Raw genomic sequence first — 15,686 nt, 5'->3', positions numbered from 1 at the left:
CCAGGCCGGGCGGGCTTTTCAGGGTAAATGCAAGGTGCGTGCCCGCTTTGCAAATCTGCCGTCTGTAGGGGCGAGCTTGTCTCGCGATCTTTTGATCTTTTAAAAATCGCGAGAGAGGGGGGTCAGTGCAACCGTACCCAAACGCTCACCAGCACAGTGGCAGCCATCAGCCAGGCCACTGCTGCCAGCGCCAGCGAAGCTTCAAGACGCAATCGGTCGACCAGCACGTACAACGCGGCCAGGTAAACGAAGTAGGGGATGATCGACCACATGCCGAACACAATGGTGGTCTTCAGGTCGTCTACCGAGCGCCCTTTACCGACGATGTAGTGGGCGATCAAGGCGAAGGTCGGGAACAGCGGCACCAGCCCTGCAATGTAGTAGTTTTTGGTTTTGGCCAGGATCGCCAGGATGATGACGACCGCTGCCCCCAACGCCGCTTTAAGAATCAGATCCATCAGTGTGCGAGTCCGTATTTTTTAACTTTGTCGAATAACGTGGTTTTGGCCATGCCCAGTTCCTGGCTGGCTTGCGTCAAGTTGCCACCGCTGCGTTGCAAGGCATCACTGAGCAAGGTCCGTTCGAAGGCTTCGACGGCCTCGGAAAAGCCCAACCCTTGCGAGGCATTGCTGCCGGGCTTTTTAAACGCGGGCAGGCCCAGGGCAAAGCGCTCGGCCACGTTGCGCAGTTCGCGCACGTTACCCGGCCAATCATGGCTCATGAGGTTGGACAAGGTTTGATTGTCCAGCTCTGGTGCGGTGCGGTCGAAACGCAGGGACGACTGCTGGAGGAAATATTCGAACAGTTGCAGGATATCTTCGCGACGCTCACGCAAGGGCGGCAGTTCGAGGGTGACCACGTTCAAGCGGTAATACAGGTCGCTGCGAAATTGGCCGGCTTTGCCCAGTTGATCAAGGTCGGACTTGGTCGCGGCAATGACCCGGCAATCGACGTCGATGCTCTGGTTCGAGCCCAGACGTTCCAGGGTTCGCTCCTGCAACACCCGCAGCAATTTGATTTGCAGGTTGAGCGGCATGCTTTCAACTTCGTCGAGAAACAGTGTGCCGCCATTAGCGTGTTCGATTTTGCCAATCCGGCGTTTACCGGCGCCGGTAAAGGCATTGGCTTCGTGACCGAAGATTTCGCTTTCAAACAGGTTTTCCGGGAGCCCGCCGCAGTTGAGCGCGACAAATTGCTGGGGCTGGCGGCGGCTGAAGTCATGCAGGCAACGGGCGACCAGTTCTTTGCCGGTGCCGGTTTCGCCCTCAATCAGCACGTTGGCTGACGTATCGGCGACGTTGGCGATCAATTCGCGCAATTGCTGCATGGCCGGGGAGCGGCCGATGATGCGCCCCTCAAGCGAGTCGCGCTCGGCCAGTTGCCGGCGCAGCGACCACACTTCACGGGCCAGGCTGCGTTGCTCCAGCGCTCTGCGTGCGACATCGACCAGCCGTTCCGGGGAAAACGGCTTCTCCATAAAGTCATAGGCGCCGTCACGCATCGCACCCACGGCAATAGAGATATCGCCGTGCCCGGTAATCAACACCACCGGCAGGCTGCGATCGCGGGCCTTGAGGCGTTTGAGCAGCTCCAGGCCATCGATGCCCGGTAAGCGAATGTCACTGATGACGATGCCGGGGAAGTTATCACCCACCCGTTCCAGCGCCTGTTCGGCGCTGCTGACGCCTTCGCTGTGAATGTCTTCCAGCGCGAGCGCCTGTTGGCATCCCAAGAGTACGTGAGGGTCGTCTTCAACAATCAGGACGGTCAGCTCGTGGTTCATATCGGCTCGGCCTTAGCGGGTTGCACCAGCGGTAAAAGGAGGACAAACGCAACACCACCGGCCTGCGGAAACTCGACACTGAGGTTACCGCCCGCTGCTGCGGCGAGGCTGGCAGACAGCGTCAAGCCAAGGCCCAAGCCTTGTTCGCCGGGTTTGGTGGTGAAAAACGGTTCAAACAGATGCTTACGGTTTTCGAGGTCAATGCCGGGGCCGTTGTCGCGCACGCGCAGGCGGTATTTGCCGTCGATGTGTTCGCCCTCAAGCCACAGCTGCGGGGCTGTTGGCTGCTCTTGCAGGGCGTCGAGGGCGTTGCCGATCAAGTTGAGCAGGATCTGCTCAAGCCGGGTTTGATCGATCTTGAGGTCGGCATCGCTGAAGTGTCGTTGCAGTTCAATGCCGGAGCCTTCAAGACGGCTGGCGAGAAGTTGCAGCACGGCTTCGACCGCTTTGTTCAGGTTGGCCTGGCCATGATCGTCGCCGCGTCGGGCAAACGAGCGCAGGTTGGCGGTGATGCGGCCCATGCGATCGACCAGGTTATTAATGGTGCTGAGGTTGTTGGCCGCAACGGTCAGGTCGCCGCGCTCCAGAAAGCGCACGGTATTGCCGGACAGGGTGCGCAGGGCCGCCAGAGGCTGATTCAGTTCGTGGGCAATGCTGGTGGACATTTGGCCGATGGCCGCCAGTTTTCCGGCCTGCACCAGCTCGTCCTGGGCGCGGCGCAGGGTTTCTTCGGCCTGGCGCCGCTCGCGAATCTGGCCTTTGAGGCGTTCGTTGCTGGCGCGCAAGTGAGCGGTGCGCTCAGTGATTTTGCGTTCCAGCTGGCTATTGGCCTCTTGCAAGGCCTCGCGGGCTGCCAGCCGGGTGGCGATAACTTTGCGCCGTTCATTCCAGGCAATCAGCAGAAAGGCCAGTAGCGCAAACGCACCTGCCAGCAGCATGCCCTGGTTGGCAGCTTCACGGCGCAGGTCCTGCAAGGGCGTCAGCAGGGTGATGTCCCACGGCGTGTCGTTAAGCCTGCGGGTCTGTGCCAGATAGCTGACTTCTTTGTCGTCGGTCACCACTTCGCTGTTGGCGGTAAAGGTGACTTTTTCAACGCCGTCGCCCAGTCGCTCGCGCTCAAGGGGTTCGAGTTCGATCAGTGGCCACCAGTAGTACTGCAGGCTGCGGGCCAGCTTCTCTTTGATGTCTGCAGTCAGCGGGCGTACCGACTTGAGCCGCCGGCTTGGATCGCTGGACAGGATAATGATGCCGTTTTCATCGCTCACATAGGCTTCGAGGCGCGCGCGTTGCCAGCGTTCTTCCAGGGCTTCGAGACGCACTTTGATCACCGCGACGCCAATGATCTTGCCTTGTTCTTCCAGGCCATGGGCCAGGTAATAACCCGGCTCACCCGTGGTGCTGCCAATGCCATAGAAACGCCCGGGCTGGCCGCGTACCGCGTCCTGAAAATAGGCGCGGAAAGACAAGTCCTCGCCCAGGTAACTGTCGACATCCCGCCAGTTACTGGTGGCGACGACCCGGCCAGTGGTGTCGAGCACGTAGATGGCCCGGCTGCGGCTGCGGCGGTTCAAGCCTTCGAGGTATTGATTGACGGCGACCCGGTTTTGCACGCTCGGGTCAGCCAGTAATGAGGACACACTGGACTCCAGCTCTAGCAGGCTGGGCAGGTAAGTGTATTTGCTGAGTTCGCTTTCGACCGTGCGCGCGTGCAGTTCAAGCTGGCGCTCGCCGCTTTCGCTCAGAGTGGTGATGCCAAAATGTTCACTGATGCGGTAACCCGCATAACCTAACCCGATCATCATCAGGATAATCAGCGGCGGCAGCAGCAAGTGACGAAGCAGACGTGGTTTCACGGCAAGTGAGGGCGGGGCACCGCGATAAAGGTTGGGGTCGCATTTCATCACAGATGCCTTGGGTCAACCACTGCGCACTAATGTATTACGGACATGTAGTCGCTGCCGTAGGCTGCGATGGGCTGCATCGCAGCCCCGGCTCTATTGAAAGCGAAGGTCCTTCGGCCCTTATCGCAGCCTTCGGCAGCGACTACAGTGGTGCTATTTAGTGCTGCAGGATTTTGGCGAGGAAGTGCTGGGCACGCTCGGAACGGGCGCTTACATCACCGAAGAACTCTTCTTTCTCACAGTCTTCGACGATTTTGCCCTGGTCCATAAAGATCACCCGGTTGGCCACCTTGCGTGCAAAACCCATTTCGTGGGTTACGCACATCATGGTCATGCCTTCGTGGGCCAGTTGCACCATCACGTCGAGTACTTCGTTCACCATTTCCGGGTCGAGTGCCGAGGTCGGTTCGTCGAACAGCATGACGATCGGGTCCATGGCCAAGGCGCGGGCAATGGCGACACGCTGCTGCTGACCGCCAGACAACTGGCCAGGGTGCTTGTGAGCATGGGCCGACAAACCTACGCGCTCCAGCAGTTCGAGGCCTTTCTTGGTGGCTTCTTCCTTGCTGCGACCCAGTACCTTGACCTGCGCAATGGTCAGGTTTTCGGTGATGGTCATGTGCGGGAACAGTTCGAAATGCTGGAACACCATGCCAACGCGCGAACGCAGTTTTGGCAGGTTGGTCTTCGGGTCGGCAATCGATGTGCCGTCAACCACGATGTCGCCTTTCTGGAACGGCTCAAGGGCGTTGACGCACTTGATCAAGGTCGATTTGCCCGAGCCCGACGGGCCGCAGACTACAACCACTTCGCCTTTTTTGACTTCGGTACTGCAATCGGTCAGTACCTGGAAGTCCCCGTACCACTTGTTGATGTTCTTGATCGAGATCATACGGCAAACCTTTTTTGCAGACGCTTGACCAGCAGCGAGGCGGAAAAGCTGATGATGAAATACACCAGACCGGCGAAAATCAGGAATTCGTTGGAGCGGCCGATGATATCGCCACTGGAGCGCGAAGCATTGAGGAAATCAACCAGGCCCACGGTGTAAACCAGCGAGGTGTCCTGGAACAAAATGATGCTTTGCTGCAACAGCAACGGGGTCATCTTGCGAAACGCCTGAGGCAGGATGATCAGGCGCATGGCCTGGCCGTAGCTCATGCCTAACGCTTTGGCTGCGCCCATCTGGCCTTTGGGAATCGACTGCACACCGGCCCGTACGATCTCGCAAAAGTAAGCGGCTTCGAACATGACGAAAGCCACCATGCACGACTCGAAAGCACCGATTGGCGTGTCTTTGCCGGTGATCCAGCGCAGCACGAACGGCACGGCCAGGTAGAACCAGGTAATCACCAGCAGCAGCGGGATCGAGCGGAAGTAGTTCACATAAGCGCCGGCCAGATTGGCCATCCACTTGCTGGACGACAAACGCATCAATGCCAGCACGGTGCCGAGTGCAACACCACCGATAACCCCGAGCACCATCAGCTTCAAGGTCATGATCATGCCGTTCCACAGGCCCGGCAGGGCTGGAACAATACCGCTGAAATCGAAGAAGTCCATTATTTACCCCCCAAAGACATCAGACCGGGCACGGCGACTTTCTTCTCGATCAGGCGCATCAGCAACATCAGGCTCATGTTCAGGGTGAAGTAGATCAGCGTGGCCAGGGTGAAGGCTTCAAACAGGTTGGCGGAGAACTCGGCCGTCTGTTTGGTTTGCGCCAGCAGCTCCATCAAACCGATCAGGGACGCCACCGAGGAGTTCTTGAACACGTTGAGGAACTCAGAGGTGAGCGGCGGAATAATGATGCGGTAAGCCTGGGGCAGCAGCACGTTCCAGTAGATTTGCGACAAGCTGAAACCCATGGCACGGGCAGCCGACTCCTGGCCGCGCGGCAAGGCTTCAATACCGGTACGCACTTGTTCGCACACCCGTGCGGCGGTAAACAGACCCAGACACACCACTACGCTCAGGTAGGCCGAGGTCGTCGGGCTGAGGTCTTGCTTGTACCAGTCCTGCAGGTTTTGCGGCAGCAGATCGGGTACCAGGAAGTACCACATGAACAGCTGTACCAGCAGGGGTACATTTCGGAAAATTTCCACGTAAACCGTGGCTATACCCGCGATAAAACGGTTCGGCAAGGTGCGCATCACGCCTAGCAGCGAACCCAGTATCAGCGCAACAATCCAGGCGACAACAGCGATCGCGATGGTCCAGCCCAGTCCGGTAATAAACCAGTCGAGATACGTCTCGCTGCCTACGCCGGTGGACTTGAAGAATACGCTCCAGTCCCAGTTGTAATTCATTCAGGGTCTCCCCTCAGATGGGTCTATAGACAAGCACTTGCTTCAGGGAATCCGTTCTCTCCGACAGTGCAGTCGGGCACACCCGTCCCGCTCGACAACCAGCGGTTCGAGTGCTTACTTATGGCTAGTACCGCAGGTGATAAAAGCGCCCGAGCGGAGTCATTCACGCTCGGGGGCTGGTCAAAAATCAGATTTTGACGTCAGGCGCAGGCTTGTCATTTGGAGTGGCGATCAGGGCTTTAAGTTGGTCGCTCATCGGGAACTGGAGGTTCAGACCTTTTGGCGGGATAGGGGACTGGAACCACGTCTTGTAGGAATCGTTAACTTTGCCCGACTTGTAGTAAGCAACAATGGCGTCATCTACAGCCTTTTTGAAGTCCGGGTCGCCTTTGCGCACCATGCAGCCGTAGATTTCGTACGACTGTGGTGTACCTGTTACGGCCCAGTCATCCGGCTTCTTGGCTTTGGCCATTTCACCGGCCAGCAGGGCGTCGTCCATCATGAAGGCAACCGCACGGCCCGACTCAAGCATGTTGAAGGCTTCGCCGTGGTCTTTCGCCGAGATCACGTTCATGCCCATCTGCTTGTCAGCGTTCATGGCCTTGAGGATACGCTCGGAGGTAGTACCTGCGGTGGTGACGACGTTTTTGCCTTTCAGGTCAGCGAAATCTTTGTACTGCGAGTCCTTTTTGGACAGCAGACGGGTACCGATTTCGAAGATGCCGACCGAGAAATCCACTTGTTGAGCGCGTTCGGCGTTGTTGGTGGTGGAGCCACATTCAACGTCAACGGTACCGTTTTGTACCAGCGGGATACGGGTCTGGGAGGTGACCAGGTTGTACTTGACCTTAAGGTCAGGCATGTCCAGGTCTTTTTTCAGCGCTTCAACGATTGCCAGTTGCACATCGTGGGAATAGCCAACCGGCTTGCCTGATGCGTCAGCGATGTAAGAAAACGGGATGGAGGAGTCACGATGCCCAAGGGTGATGGTGCCGGATTCTTTGATTTTCTTCAGTGTGCCGGTCAGTTCAGCGGCGAATACTGGAGTGCTAATCAGAGCTACAGCAATGGCTGCACTCAAAAGTTGCGGAACGATGCGCATCGATTTTTCCTCGACATTGTTTTTTTTATTTGAGCCCGTTCACGAGCCCTTTAGATACTTCGAAACGCTAAACAGATTAAACGCTGTTTTCGCATTCGGCCCTGAGTGTAGAGCATGAGTCATGCCAGAGACGGAATTAAACTTCAACCTATTGATTTGTATAGGTTTTAAAGTTTTTCTAGGTGGGGGTTGGAGGGCGTTGCGCCCGGAAAGCCGAATAGCAGGGCGATAATCGTTCGGAAAACCGAATGAGGAAATACCGCTTATCGGTGGGGGAGATGCAACACCGCGATCTTTCTATGTTTAAAAGATCGCGGGGTTTACACCTGCAATGGCGCACTCATACGTGAAGGGGTTAAGCCGCTTCAACCTTGCGCTGCTTGAGGTTCAGGCTGGCCATGTAGTGCGCCAGGCGCTCTTGCTCGGCGGCAGTGGTGAACAGGCCCAATTTGGTCCGGCGCCACAGGATATCCTGCGCATCCAGTGCCCATTCCTGGCGGCACAGGTAGTCCACCTCGCGGCTGTAGAGGCCGCTGCCGATGTGCTCACCCATCTCGCTCAAGCTTTGCACGCCGTCCAGCAACTGCCAGGAGCGGCTGCCATAGGTAATTGCCCAGCGTTTGGCAATGGCCGCGTCCAGCCAGTTATGTTTGCTGATCAGAGCCGCGCTCAGGGCTTGAGGCGTGGTCATGTCTTCACCGCCCGGCAAGGTCGCTGTGGCCGTCCAGCTCGGTTTTATCTGGGTGAAGAACGGTGTCAGTTGCGCCATGGCCGACTCGGCCAGCTTGCGGTAAGTGGTCAATTTGCCACCGAATACGGACAGCAGCGGGGCTTCGCCCGAAGCGCCTGACAGAGACAAGGTGTAATCGCGGGTTACCGCTGACGGGTTGTCCGACTCGTCATTGCACAGTGGGCGTACGCCCGAGTAGGTGCGCAGAATGTCGTCACGGCTCAGTTGCTGCTTGAAGTGCGAGTTGACCACGTTCAACAGGTAATCGGTTTCTGCCTCGGTGATGCTGACCTTGGCCGGGTCGCCCGTGTATTCGCGGTCTGTGGTGCCAATGATAGTGAACTGGTCCAGGTACGGAATGGTGAATACGATCCGCTGGTCTTCGTTCTGCAAAATAAACGCGTTAGGCGCGTCATACAGTTTGGGCACGATCAGGTGGCTGCCTTGAATCAGGCGGATACCGTACGGCGAGTCCAGTTTCAGATCCTCTTTAATAAACTTGGCAACCCAAGGGCCGGCAGCATTCACCAAGGCTTTGGCGCGAATCGAAAACAGGCTGCCGTCAGCGCGCTCAAAGTTCAATTCCCACAGGCCTTTACTACGTTGCGCGCCGACGCAGCGAGTCTGGGTGTGGATGTGAGCGCCGTTTTCGCGCGCAGACATGGCATTGAGTACGACAAGGCGGGCGTCGTCGACCCAGCAATCGGAGTATTCGAAGCCTTTAGTGATCTCAGGCTTGAGCGGGCTGTCAGCGCCGAACTTGAGGCTGACAGAGCCGGCGAGTTTTTCGCGTTTGCCCAAGTTGTCGTATAGAAACAGACCCGCACGAATCATCCACGCCGGACGCAGGTGCGGGCGATGCGGTAATACAAAGCGCATGGGTTTGACGATGTGCGGGGCTTTGGCCAGCAACACTTCACGCTCGGCCAGGGCTTCGCGCACCAAGCGGAACTCGTAATGTTCAAGGTAGCGCAGGCCGCCGTGAATCAGCTTGCTGCTGGCAGACGAGGTATGGCTGGCCAAGTCGTCTTTTTCGCACAGGAATACCGACAGGCCGCGACCTGCAGCGTCAGCCGCAATGCCGACACCATTGATCCCGCCGCCAATCACGGCAACGTCGTATACCTCTGAGAGGGGGGTGGCAGGCAAGGTGGTCAAGGGCATGTCGGGGCCTCGCGTTGTTCACGCATATTTGAATTCGAACATTAATGTTCATTTTCGAAAATGTTAGCGGATAAAGACGCGCACAGCCAGCTTACTTCGATTGAAAAAACTCATCGAAGAGCGTTGAAAGGAAGATTTTCGAACATTTAGGTTGGGGAGGGCGTTTTGTGGGAGCGGGCTTGCTCGCGATTCAGGCGACACGGTCGCCCTGAATCACGGTGTAGATGCCATCGCGAGCAAGCCCGCTCCCACACATATGGCTTAAACCACTTCGAGGCGGATTTTGTTCTGTGCCAGCAATTGGGTCAGTTCAGGCACCGGGTGCTGGTCGGTCACCAGGCAGTCAATCAAGCTGATCGGGCCCAGTCGTACCATGGCATTACGGCCGAATTTGCTGGAGTCCGCCGCCAGAATCACTTGTCGGGCGTTGGAGATAATGGCCTGAGAAACGCGCACTTCCTGGTAGTCGAAATCCAGCAAGCTGCCATCCGAATCAATACCGCTGATGCCGATCAGGGCGAAATCGAATTTGAACTGATTAATAAAGTCGACGCTGGCCTGACCCACGATGCCGCCGTCTCGGCGTACGTTGCCGCCGGCTATCAGCACTTCAAAGTCGTCTTTGGCGCTGAGAATTGAGGCAACGTGCAGGTTGTTGGTGATGATTTTCAGGTGGTTATGGTTGAGCAGCGCCCGGGCAATCGACTCGGTGGTGGTGCCGATGTTGATGAAAATCGAGGCGTGGTCAGGAATCTGGGCGGCGATAGCTTCACCGATACGGCGTTTTTCATCGCGCATCTGGTCGGCGCGCATGGCGTAGGCCGTGTTTTCAACGCTGGAGTCGTAGGCCGCGCCACCGTGATAACGACGCAGCAAATCGGCCTCGGCCAACTGGTTGATGTCGCGGCGGATAGTCTGCGGTGTAACAACGAACAACTGAGCCATTTCCTCGATGCTGACATAGCCGCGCTCGCGAACGAGTTCGAGGATCTGCTGTTGGCGTGGAGGCAGATTCATGGAGTTTCCTTTGGGCGGCGAAGCAAAAGTCGCTCATGATGCCGCAGGAAGGCCCCGACCTGCTACACACAGGTGCCATGAATACAGATATGACAACGGGCGCGAAGGGCGCCCGTTGGGTGTTTTACCGGCAATTGAGCCGTGCTGGCTTACGTGCTGGCTTAGTTGCTTTCTTCGTGGGGTTCCCAGTCGCGTGTACGCTCTACGGCCTTTTTCCATCCGGCATAGAGCTTCTCTTTGCTCGCTTCTTCAAGCTGGGGTTCGAATTCGCGCTCGATCACCGCTTTGCTGCGCAATTCATCCAGGCTGCCCCAGAAACCGCAAGCCAGACCAGCCAGGTAGGCGGCGCCCAAGGCTGTGGTTTCGCGCATTTGCGGGCGTTCGACCATGGTGCCGAGGATGTCTGCCTGGAACTGCATCAGGAAGTTGTTGGCCACCGCGCCACCGTCAACGCGCAAGGCTTTCAGGCGTTCGCCCGAGTCCTGCTGCATGGCGTCCAGTACGTCGCGGGTCTGGTAGGCAATCGACTCAAGGGCTGCACGAATAATGTGGTCTACCCGTACGCCACGGGTCAGGCCGAACAGTGCGCCACGGGCATACGGGTCCCAGTAAGGCGCGCCCAGACCGGTAAACGCAGGCACCAGATACACGCCATTGCTGTCTTTTACCTTGTTGGCAAAGTATTCGGTGTCGTGTGCATCGTTGATGATTTTCAGCTCGTCGCGCAGCCACTGCACTGTCGAGCCGCCGTTGAAGACCGCACCTTCCAGCGCGTAAGCCACTTCGCCGCGTGGGCCGCAAGCGATGGTGGTCAGCATACCGTGGGTGGACTGAACCGCGTTGGTGCCGGTGTTCATCAGCAGGAAGCAGCCGGTGCCGTAGGTGTTTTTGGCCTGGCCCGGCTCGACGCACATCTGGCCAAACAACGCGGCTTGCTGGTCACCGGCAATCCCGCCGATGGCGATGCCGCTTTTGGTGCGGCCATAGATTTCGGAAGAGGATTTAACCTCTGGGAGCATTTCGCGCGGGATATCCAGCACATCCAGCATCTTGGCATCCCACTCCAGGGTGTGGATGTTGAAGAGCATGGTGCGCGAGGCGTTGGTGTAGTCGGTGACGTGGGTTTTGCCGCCGGTAAATTTCCAGATCAGCCAGCTGTCGACGGTGCCGAACAGCAATTCGCCCTTGCGCGCGCGCTCACGGCTGCCTTCGACGTTGTCGAGGATCCACTTGAGCTTGGTGCCGGAGAAGTAGGGGTCAGTCACCAGGCCGGTGGTTTCGCGGATGTACTGTTCATGACCACCGCGCTTGAGCTGTTCGCAGATTTCAGTGCTGCGACGGCATTGCCAGACGATGGCGTTGTAGATCGGGCGACCGCTGATCTTGTCCCACACCACCGTGGTTTCACGCTGGTTGGTGATGCCGATTGCCGCTACCTGGTCGTGGTGCAGACCGGCCTGGGCCAGCGCTTCGACCATGACCGCGCTCTGGGTGGCGAAGATTTCCATCGGGTCATGTTCAACCCAGCCGGCTTGCGGGTAATGCTGTTGAAACTCGCGTTGCGCGGTGCAGACCACGTTGGCGTCACGATCAAAAATGATCGCTCGCGAACTGGTAGTGCCTTGGTCCAGCGCAATGATGTAGTTCTTATTCTGAATGTCGGTCATGGGGTTGCCTTGCAGAATGAAGTAATGGTTTCCGGGCGCGAGCAGGTTACGGGCAGTAGTCTCATGCGCCCCGTTTCATAAGTCGATATCAGGACGCTTGGGTTTTAACCTCGGCGACCGCTGGAGCGTGCGCAGGTGCGAACTCTGGCTGGGGCAAGTGACGGGCAATCAGCCCGCGATAAATGGCCGCGCCGAGGCAGGCACCTACGATGGGTGCAAAAATAGGAATCAGGAAATAAGGAATATCGCGGCCACCCGTGAAGGAAATTTCGCCCCAACCAGCAAAGAAAGTCATCAGTTTAGGTCCGAAGTCACGCGCCGGGTTCATCGCAAAGCCGGTCAGCGGGCCCATCGAACTGCCGATCACGGCAATCAACAGACCAATCAGCAGTGGCGCCAGCGGGCCGCGTGGCAGACCATTCTTGTCGTCGGTGAGGGCCATGATCACGCCCATGAGGATGGCGGTGATCACCACTTCAACGAGGAAGGCTTGCAACGTGGAGAGCGCCGGGTGCGGGTAAGTCGAGAAGACCGAGGCTAATTCGAGGCTGGCCTGGCTGCCGCGAACCATGTTGTGCGCTTGTTCATAATCGAAGAACAAATTGCTGTAGAGCGTATAAACCAACGCCGCCGCACAAAAGGCACCGGCCACTTGAGCAAGGATGTAGAACGGCAGTTTACGTTTATCAAAATCGGTAAACAGGCACAGCGCAATGCTGACCGCCGGATTCAGATGTGCACCGGAAACCCCGGCTGTCAGGTAAATAGCCATGCTGACGCCAATGCCCCAGATGATGCTGATTTCCCATAAGCCAAAGCTGGCGCCCGCGACCTTGAGAGCCGCAACGCATCCTGTACCGAAAAATATGAGCAGTGCAGTGCCGAGAAATTCGGCGAGGCACTGACCTGAAAGCTTGGGGTGCTGCGTTGCAGTCGTCATTTGAAACCTCTTTTTTGTTGTTTTTTGACGTCGTTAGTCAGGGGTGGCAGTGCAGCGGTGCAGAAAAAACAGATGCCGTTTTTAGGAAATTCATGGGTCGGTAACAGAACATAGGTAATAGGCGGTATGTTCAGATTCGAAAAATATAGACAACAAACACTGCTGTCAAAGGTCGAAAGTGAACGATGCGCCACATTCTGACTTTCACATGAGTTTTTGGTGCTGGTTTTATGTAAGAAAAAAATACAAATTGGCAGGTAAGGGTGTAACGTTTCAGCGCTAAATAGCGCCGGGAAGCCCGTTCCAGCGCGTTTTTTATCGGCTAATGGCCTAAAATCCGGCTCTGTATTCTTTAGTCAATTCACCACAGGGGCTGTCATGACGCCTGCATTGGACCTGCTGAAAAAAGTTCGCGCCGAACATCGAGTACACAGCTACGAGCATGACCCCAAGGCCGCGTCCTACGGGCTGGAGGCGGCAGAAAAGCTCAATCTCGAACCGGCTCAAGTGTTCAAGACTCTGTTGGCCAGCAGTGAAAAGAGTGAGTTATTGGTTGCGGTTGTACCGGTCGTCGGAAGTCTTGACCTTAAAGCACTGGCGCAGGCGGCCGGGGTCAAAAAAGTCGAAATGGCTGACCCTGCGGCCGCTCAACGTGCCACGGGTTACCTGTTGGGCGGGATCAGCCCGCTGGGGCAAAAGAAGCGTCTGCGTACGTTTATTGATGAAAGCGCCAAGGCGTTCGAGACGATTTATGTCAGCGCCGGACGGCGCGGGCTGGAAGTGGAGCTGGCTCCGGCCGTGCTGGCTGAGCATACGCAGGCCAAGTTTGCACCGATCGGGCGGGTGTAAATCGGTATGAGCTAGCTTGTCTCGCGATCTTTTAACTATCAAAAGATCGCGGGACAAACCATTCGTATCACTGAGCGGTGCTGAAACGCCTTACGCCGGATTCCGAGTGAGGGATTTGAGCCGCTGTGCTGCCGCTGCCCTGAAACATCACCAAGTGTTCTGCCGCCACCCGGATGCCGACTTGCGTGCCGGGTGCGTGATCGGCATGGCTTGGGAAAATCGACTCTAGCTGGCTGCCCGTGGGTAGTTGCAAGCGGTACAGGGTCGATGCGCCAAGGAAGGTCTTGCCGATGATTTTGGCTTTAAGCGCGCTATCAGGGGCGTAGACGATGTCATCCGGGCGCAGCAGGACATCAACAGCGCCGCCAGTTGGCCAGCTATAAGCCCGGTTGCCGCGCAATACGCCCAACTCGGTCTGTACCGACTCAGGGCTGAGCAATTGCCCACGAATGAAATAGCCCTGGCCGATAAAGCTCGCTACATATGGCGTCAGCGGCTCGTGGTAGAGGTTGTAGGGGGTATCCCACTGCTCCAGACGACCCTCTTTAAACACCCCTACATGATCACTGACGGCGAAGGCTTCTTCCTGATCGTGGGTCACCAGAATGGCACTGGTGCCACGCGCTTTAAGAATGTCGCGCACTTCATGGCTCAGCTTGCGGCGCAATTCACCGTCAAGGTTCGAGAAGGGTTCGTCCAGCAACAGCAGTTGAGGCTCAGGAGCCAAAGCTCGGGCGAGCGCAACGCGTTGCTGTTGGCCACCCGAAAGCTCGTGCGGGAAGCGCTTGCCCAGGTCTTTTAGATTGACCAGTTCCAGCAGTTCCTCGATCACACGGTCTTTGTTCGGGTGCTTGCGAATGCCAAACGCAATGTTGTCGGCCACGCTCAAGTGTGGGAACAGGGCGTAGTCCTGAAACACCATGCCGATGCGACGTTTCTCCGGGGCCAGGGTAAAACCGGCACTGGAGATAACTTCGCCCGCGAGCTGGATTTCACCTTGGTGCACCGGCTCAAAACCGGCAATTGCCCGCAGCGTTGTGGTTTTGCCGCAACCCGAGGAGCCGAGCAGGCAGCCAATATCACCGGCATTGAGGTGCAGGTTGAGGTTCTGCACGACGCTCTGGCCTTGATAGCCACAGGCCAGATCCCGCAGGTTGAGCAATAGCGGCTGACTCATGCGGGTTGGTACGCAGGTTTGACCAGAAACTCCAGCAACGCTTTTTGCGCGTGCAGACGGTTTTCCGCTTGGTCCCAGGCTACAGAGCGCGGGTCGTCCAGCAGGTCGAGGCTTATTTCTTCACCACGGTGAGCGGGCAGGCAGTGCATGAACAGGACGTCTTCGGCGGCCAGGTCAAGCAGGGCACGGTCAACCTGGTATGGCGCAAACAGCTTCAGGCGTTTGGCGGTTTCTTCTTCCTGGCCCATGGAGGTCCAGACGTCTGTGCTCACCAGGTGTGCATCGCGCACCGCTTCACGCGGGTCACGCACGATGCTCACGCGATCGCCGGCCAGCGCCACGAACTCAGGGTTCGGCTCGTAGCCTTCAGGGCAGGCAACGCGCAGGTGGAAGTCGAACTGGATGGCCGCTTCTATATAGCTGTTGCACATGTTGTTGCCGTCACCGATCCAGGCCACGGTTTTGCCTTTGATCGAGCCACGGTGTTCGAGGAAGGTTTGCATGTCGGCCAGCAACTGGCACGGGTGCAGGTCATCGGACAGGCCGTTGATTACCGGGACGCGCGAATTGGCGGCGAATTCGGTCAGGGTGTTGTGGCCAAAAGTACGGATCATCACGGCGTCGAGCATGCGCGACATTACAATTGCGCAGTCGCCAATCGGCTCACCGCGGCCCAATTGAGTGTCGCGAGGGGACAGGAAAATAGCCTGGCCGCCCAACTGGATCATGCCGGCTTCAAATGACAGACGGGTGCGGGTCGATGACTTTTCGAAAATCATGCCCAGGACGCGGTTTTTCAAAGGTTCGAAGAGAACGCCGCGATCACGCAGGTCTTTTAGCTCGATACCGCGACGGATGACGCTGACTAGCTCTTCGGGCGTGCAATCCATCAGGGAGAGAAAGTGCCTTGCGCTCATCATTAACTACCTTCTTTGCAACGACCGCAGAACTCAAAGCCGGGTTTTTCGGAAAAACGGCGAGACCTGCGGCGAAAGCCGCACGGGGCGACGAAATAGGGGAAGGCGCGATCTTATAAGGAAATGTCGC

The 15,686-nt window shown here is 57.3% G+C and carries 14 protein-coding genes; 1 reads left to right on the top strand and 13 read right to left on the bottom strand.

Annotation, left to right across the window (positions count from 1 at the left end; all coding sequences use genetic code 11):
* Positions 1 to 122: 122 nt before the first annotated feature.
* The 11 genes from GHO41_RS04465 to GHO41_RS04415 form a co-directional block, all read right to left on the bottom strand.
* Positions 123 to 449, bottom strand: coding sequence for a GlpM family protein (locus GHO41_RS04465; RefSeq protein WP_174479326.1), 327 nt, complete (start codon positions 447 to 449; stop codon positions 123 to 125).
* A gap of 8 nt (positions 450 to 457) precedes the next feature.
* On the bottom strand, positions 458 to 1,783 hold the full coding sequence (locus GHO41_RS04460) for a sigma-54 dependent transcriptional regulator (protein WP_048369406.1): 1,326 nt from the start codon (positions 1,781 to 1,783) through the stop codon (positions 458 to 460).
* A complete protein-coding gene (locus tag GHO41_RS04455) occupies positions 1,780 to 3,684 on the bottom strand; it encodes an ATP-binding protein (RefSeq protein ID WP_048369407.1) in 1,905 nt (634 codons plus the stop codon). The genes GHO41_RS04460 and GHO41_RS04455 overlap by 4 nt, the downstream gene beginning before the upstream one ends.
* Before the next feature lie 157 nt (positions 3,685 to 3,841).
* Positions 3,842 to 4,576, bottom strand: a complete 735-nt coding sequence (locus GHO41_RS04450; protein WP_048386002.1) for an amino acid ABC transporter ATP-binding protein — start codon at positions 4,574 to 4,576, stop codon at positions 3,842 to 3,844.
* Positions 4,573 to 5,247 carry an amino acid ABC transporter permease gene (locus GHO41_RS04445; protein ID WP_048386004.1) on the bottom strand — a complete coding sequence of 225 codons (675 nt, stop codon included), beginning with the start codon at positions 5,245 to 5,247 and terminating at the stop codon, positions 4,573 to 4,575. Before GHO41_RS04445 ends, GHO41_RS04450 begins: the two co-directional genes overlap by 4 nt.
* Positions 5,247 to 5,993, bottom strand: a complete 747-nt coding sequence (locus GHO41_RS04440; RefSeq protein ID WP_048386006.1) for an amino acid ABC transporter permease — start codon at positions 5,991 to 5,993, stop codon at positions 5,247 to 5,249. The genes GHO41_RS04445 and GHO41_RS04440 overlap by 1 nt, the downstream gene beginning before the upstream one ends.
* 187 nt (positions 5,994 to 6,180) lie before the next feature.
* Positions 6,181 to 7,095: a glutamate/aspartate ABC transporter substrate-binding protein gene (locus tag GHO41_RS04435; RefSeq protein WP_048369411.1), complete on the bottom strand. Its 915-nt coding sequence runs from the start codon at positions 7,093 to 7,095 to the stop codon at positions 6,181 to 6,183.
* 355 nt (positions 7,096 to 7,450) lie between these two features.
* Positions 7,451 to 8,989 (bottom strand): glycerol-3-phosphate dehydrogenase, encoded by a 1,539-nt coding sequence (gene glpD / locus GHO41_RS04430; protein WP_048369412.1) that lies wholly within the window; start codon positions 8,987 to 8,989, stop codon positions 7,451 to 7,453.
* 261 nt (positions 8,990 to 9,250) lie between these two features.
* Positions 9,251 to 10,006, bottom strand: a complete 756-nt coding sequence (locus GHO41_RS04425) for a DeoR/GlpR family transcriptional regulator (protein WP_048369413.1) — start codon at positions 10,004 to 10,006, stop codon at positions 9,251 to 9,253.
* 161 nt (positions 10,007 to 10,167) lie between these two features.
* Complete coding sequence (gene glpK, locus GHO41_RS04420; protein WP_048386009.1) at positions 10,168 to 11,673, bottom strand: glycerol kinase GlpK; 1,506 nt, start codon at positions 11,671 to 11,673, stop codon at positions 10,168 to 10,170.
* An 88-nt stretch (positions 11,674 to 11,761) separates the two neighbouring features.
* On the bottom strand, positions 11,762 to 12,613 hold the full coding sequence (locus GHO41_RS04415) for an MIP/aquaporin family protein (protein ID WP_153433034.1): 852 nt from the start codon (positions 12,611 to 12,613) through the stop codon (positions 11,762 to 11,764).
* Between the two features lie 378 nt (positions 12,614 to 12,991).
* On the opposite strand from GHO41_RS04415, the gene ybaK reads away from it, so the two are divergent.
* Positions 12,992 to 13,462: a Cys-tRNA(Pro) deacylase gene (ybaK, locus tag GHO41_RS04410; RefSeq protein WP_048386011.1), complete on the top strand. Its 471-nt coding sequence runs from the start codon at positions 12,992 to 12,994 to the stop codon at positions 13,460 to 13,462.
* A 67-nt stretch (positions 13,463 to 13,529) separates the two neighbouring features.
* On the opposite strand, the gene GHO41_RS04405 is transcribed toward ybaK, so the two are convergent.
* Positions 13,530 to 14,639 carry an ABC transporter ATP-binding protein gene (locus GHO41_RS04405; protein WP_153428082.1) on the bottom strand — a complete coding sequence of 370 codons (1,110 nt, stop codon included), beginning with the start codon at positions 14,637 to 14,639 and terminating at the stop codon, positions 13,530 to 13,532.
* A complete protein-coding gene (gene argF / locus GHO41_RS04400) occupies positions 14,636 to 15,556 on the bottom strand; it encodes an ornithine carbamoyltransferase (protein ID WP_048386040.1) in 921 nt (306 codons plus the stop codon). Before argF ends, GHO41_RS04405 begins: the two co-directional genes overlap by 4 nt.
* Positions 15,557 to 15,686: the final 130 nt, after the last annotated feature.

It is taken from the genome of Pseudomonas sp. FSL R10-0399 (assembly GCF_009600165.1).
GTDB lineage: Bacteria > Pseudomonadota > Gammaproteobacteria > Pseudomonadales > Pseudomonadaceae > Aquipseudomonas > Aquipseudomonas helleri.
This window is presented reverse-complemented; position numbering and strand designations above follow the sequence as displayed.

What these genes read in the sequence shown, in the direction of transcription:
- GHO41_RS04455 (WP_048369407.1), bottom strand. Translation starts at nt 3,684, where the DNA reads ATGAAATGCGACCCCAACCTTTATCGCGGTGCCCCGCCCTCACTTGCC.
- GHO41_RS04450 (WP_048386002.1), bottom strand. Translation starts at nt 4,576, where the DNA reads ATGATCTCGATCAAGAACATCAACAAGTGGTACGGGGACTTCCAGGTA.
- GHO41_RS04415 (WP_153433034.1), bottom strand. Translation starts at nt 12,613, where the DNA reads ATGACGACTGCAACGCAGCACCCCAAGCTTTCAGGTCAGTGCCTCGCC.
- GHO41_RS04405 (WP_153428082.1), bottom strand. Translation starts at nt 14,639, where the DNA reads ATGAGTCAGCCGCTATTGCTCAACCTGCGGGATCTGGCCTGTGGCTAT.
- glpD (WP_048369412.1), bottom strand. Translation starts at nt 8,989, where the DNA reads ATGCCCTTGACCACCTTGCCTGCCACCCCCCTCTCAGAGGTATACGAC.
- GHO41_RS04440 (WP_048386006.1), bottom strand. Translation starts at nt 5,993, where the DNA reads ATGAATTACAACTGGGACTGGAGCGTATTCTTCAAGTCCACCGGCGTA.
- argF (WP_048386040.1), bottom strand. Translation starts at nt 15,556, where the DNA reads ATGAGCGCAAGGCACTTTCTCTCCCTGATGGATTGCACGCCCGAAGAG.
- glpK (WP_048386009.1), bottom strand. Translation starts at nt 11,673, where the DNA reads ATGACCGACATTCAGAATAAGAACTACATCATTGCGCTGGACCAAGGC.
- ybaK (WP_048386011.1), top strand. Translation starts at nt 12,992, where the DNA reads ATGACGCCTGCATTGGACCTGCTGAAAAAAGTTCGCGCCGAACATCGA.
- GHO41_RS04435 (WP_048369411.1), bottom strand. Translation starts at nt 7,095, where the DNA reads ATGCGCATCGTTCCGCAACTTTTGAGTGCAGCCATTGCTGTAGCTCTG.
- GHO41_RS04460 (WP_048369406.1), bottom strand. Translation starts at nt 1,783, where the DNA reads ATGAACCACGAGCTGACCGTCCTGATTGTTGAAGACGACCCTCACGTA.
- GHO41_RS04445 (WP_048386004.1), bottom strand. Translation starts at nt 5,247, where the DNA reads ATGGACTTCTTCGATTTCAGCGGTATTGTTCCAGCCCTGCCGGGCCTG.
- GHO41_RS04425 (WP_048369413.1), bottom strand. Translation starts at nt 10,006, where the DNA reads ATGAATCTGCCTCCACGCCAACAGCAGATCCTCGAACTCGTTCGCGAG.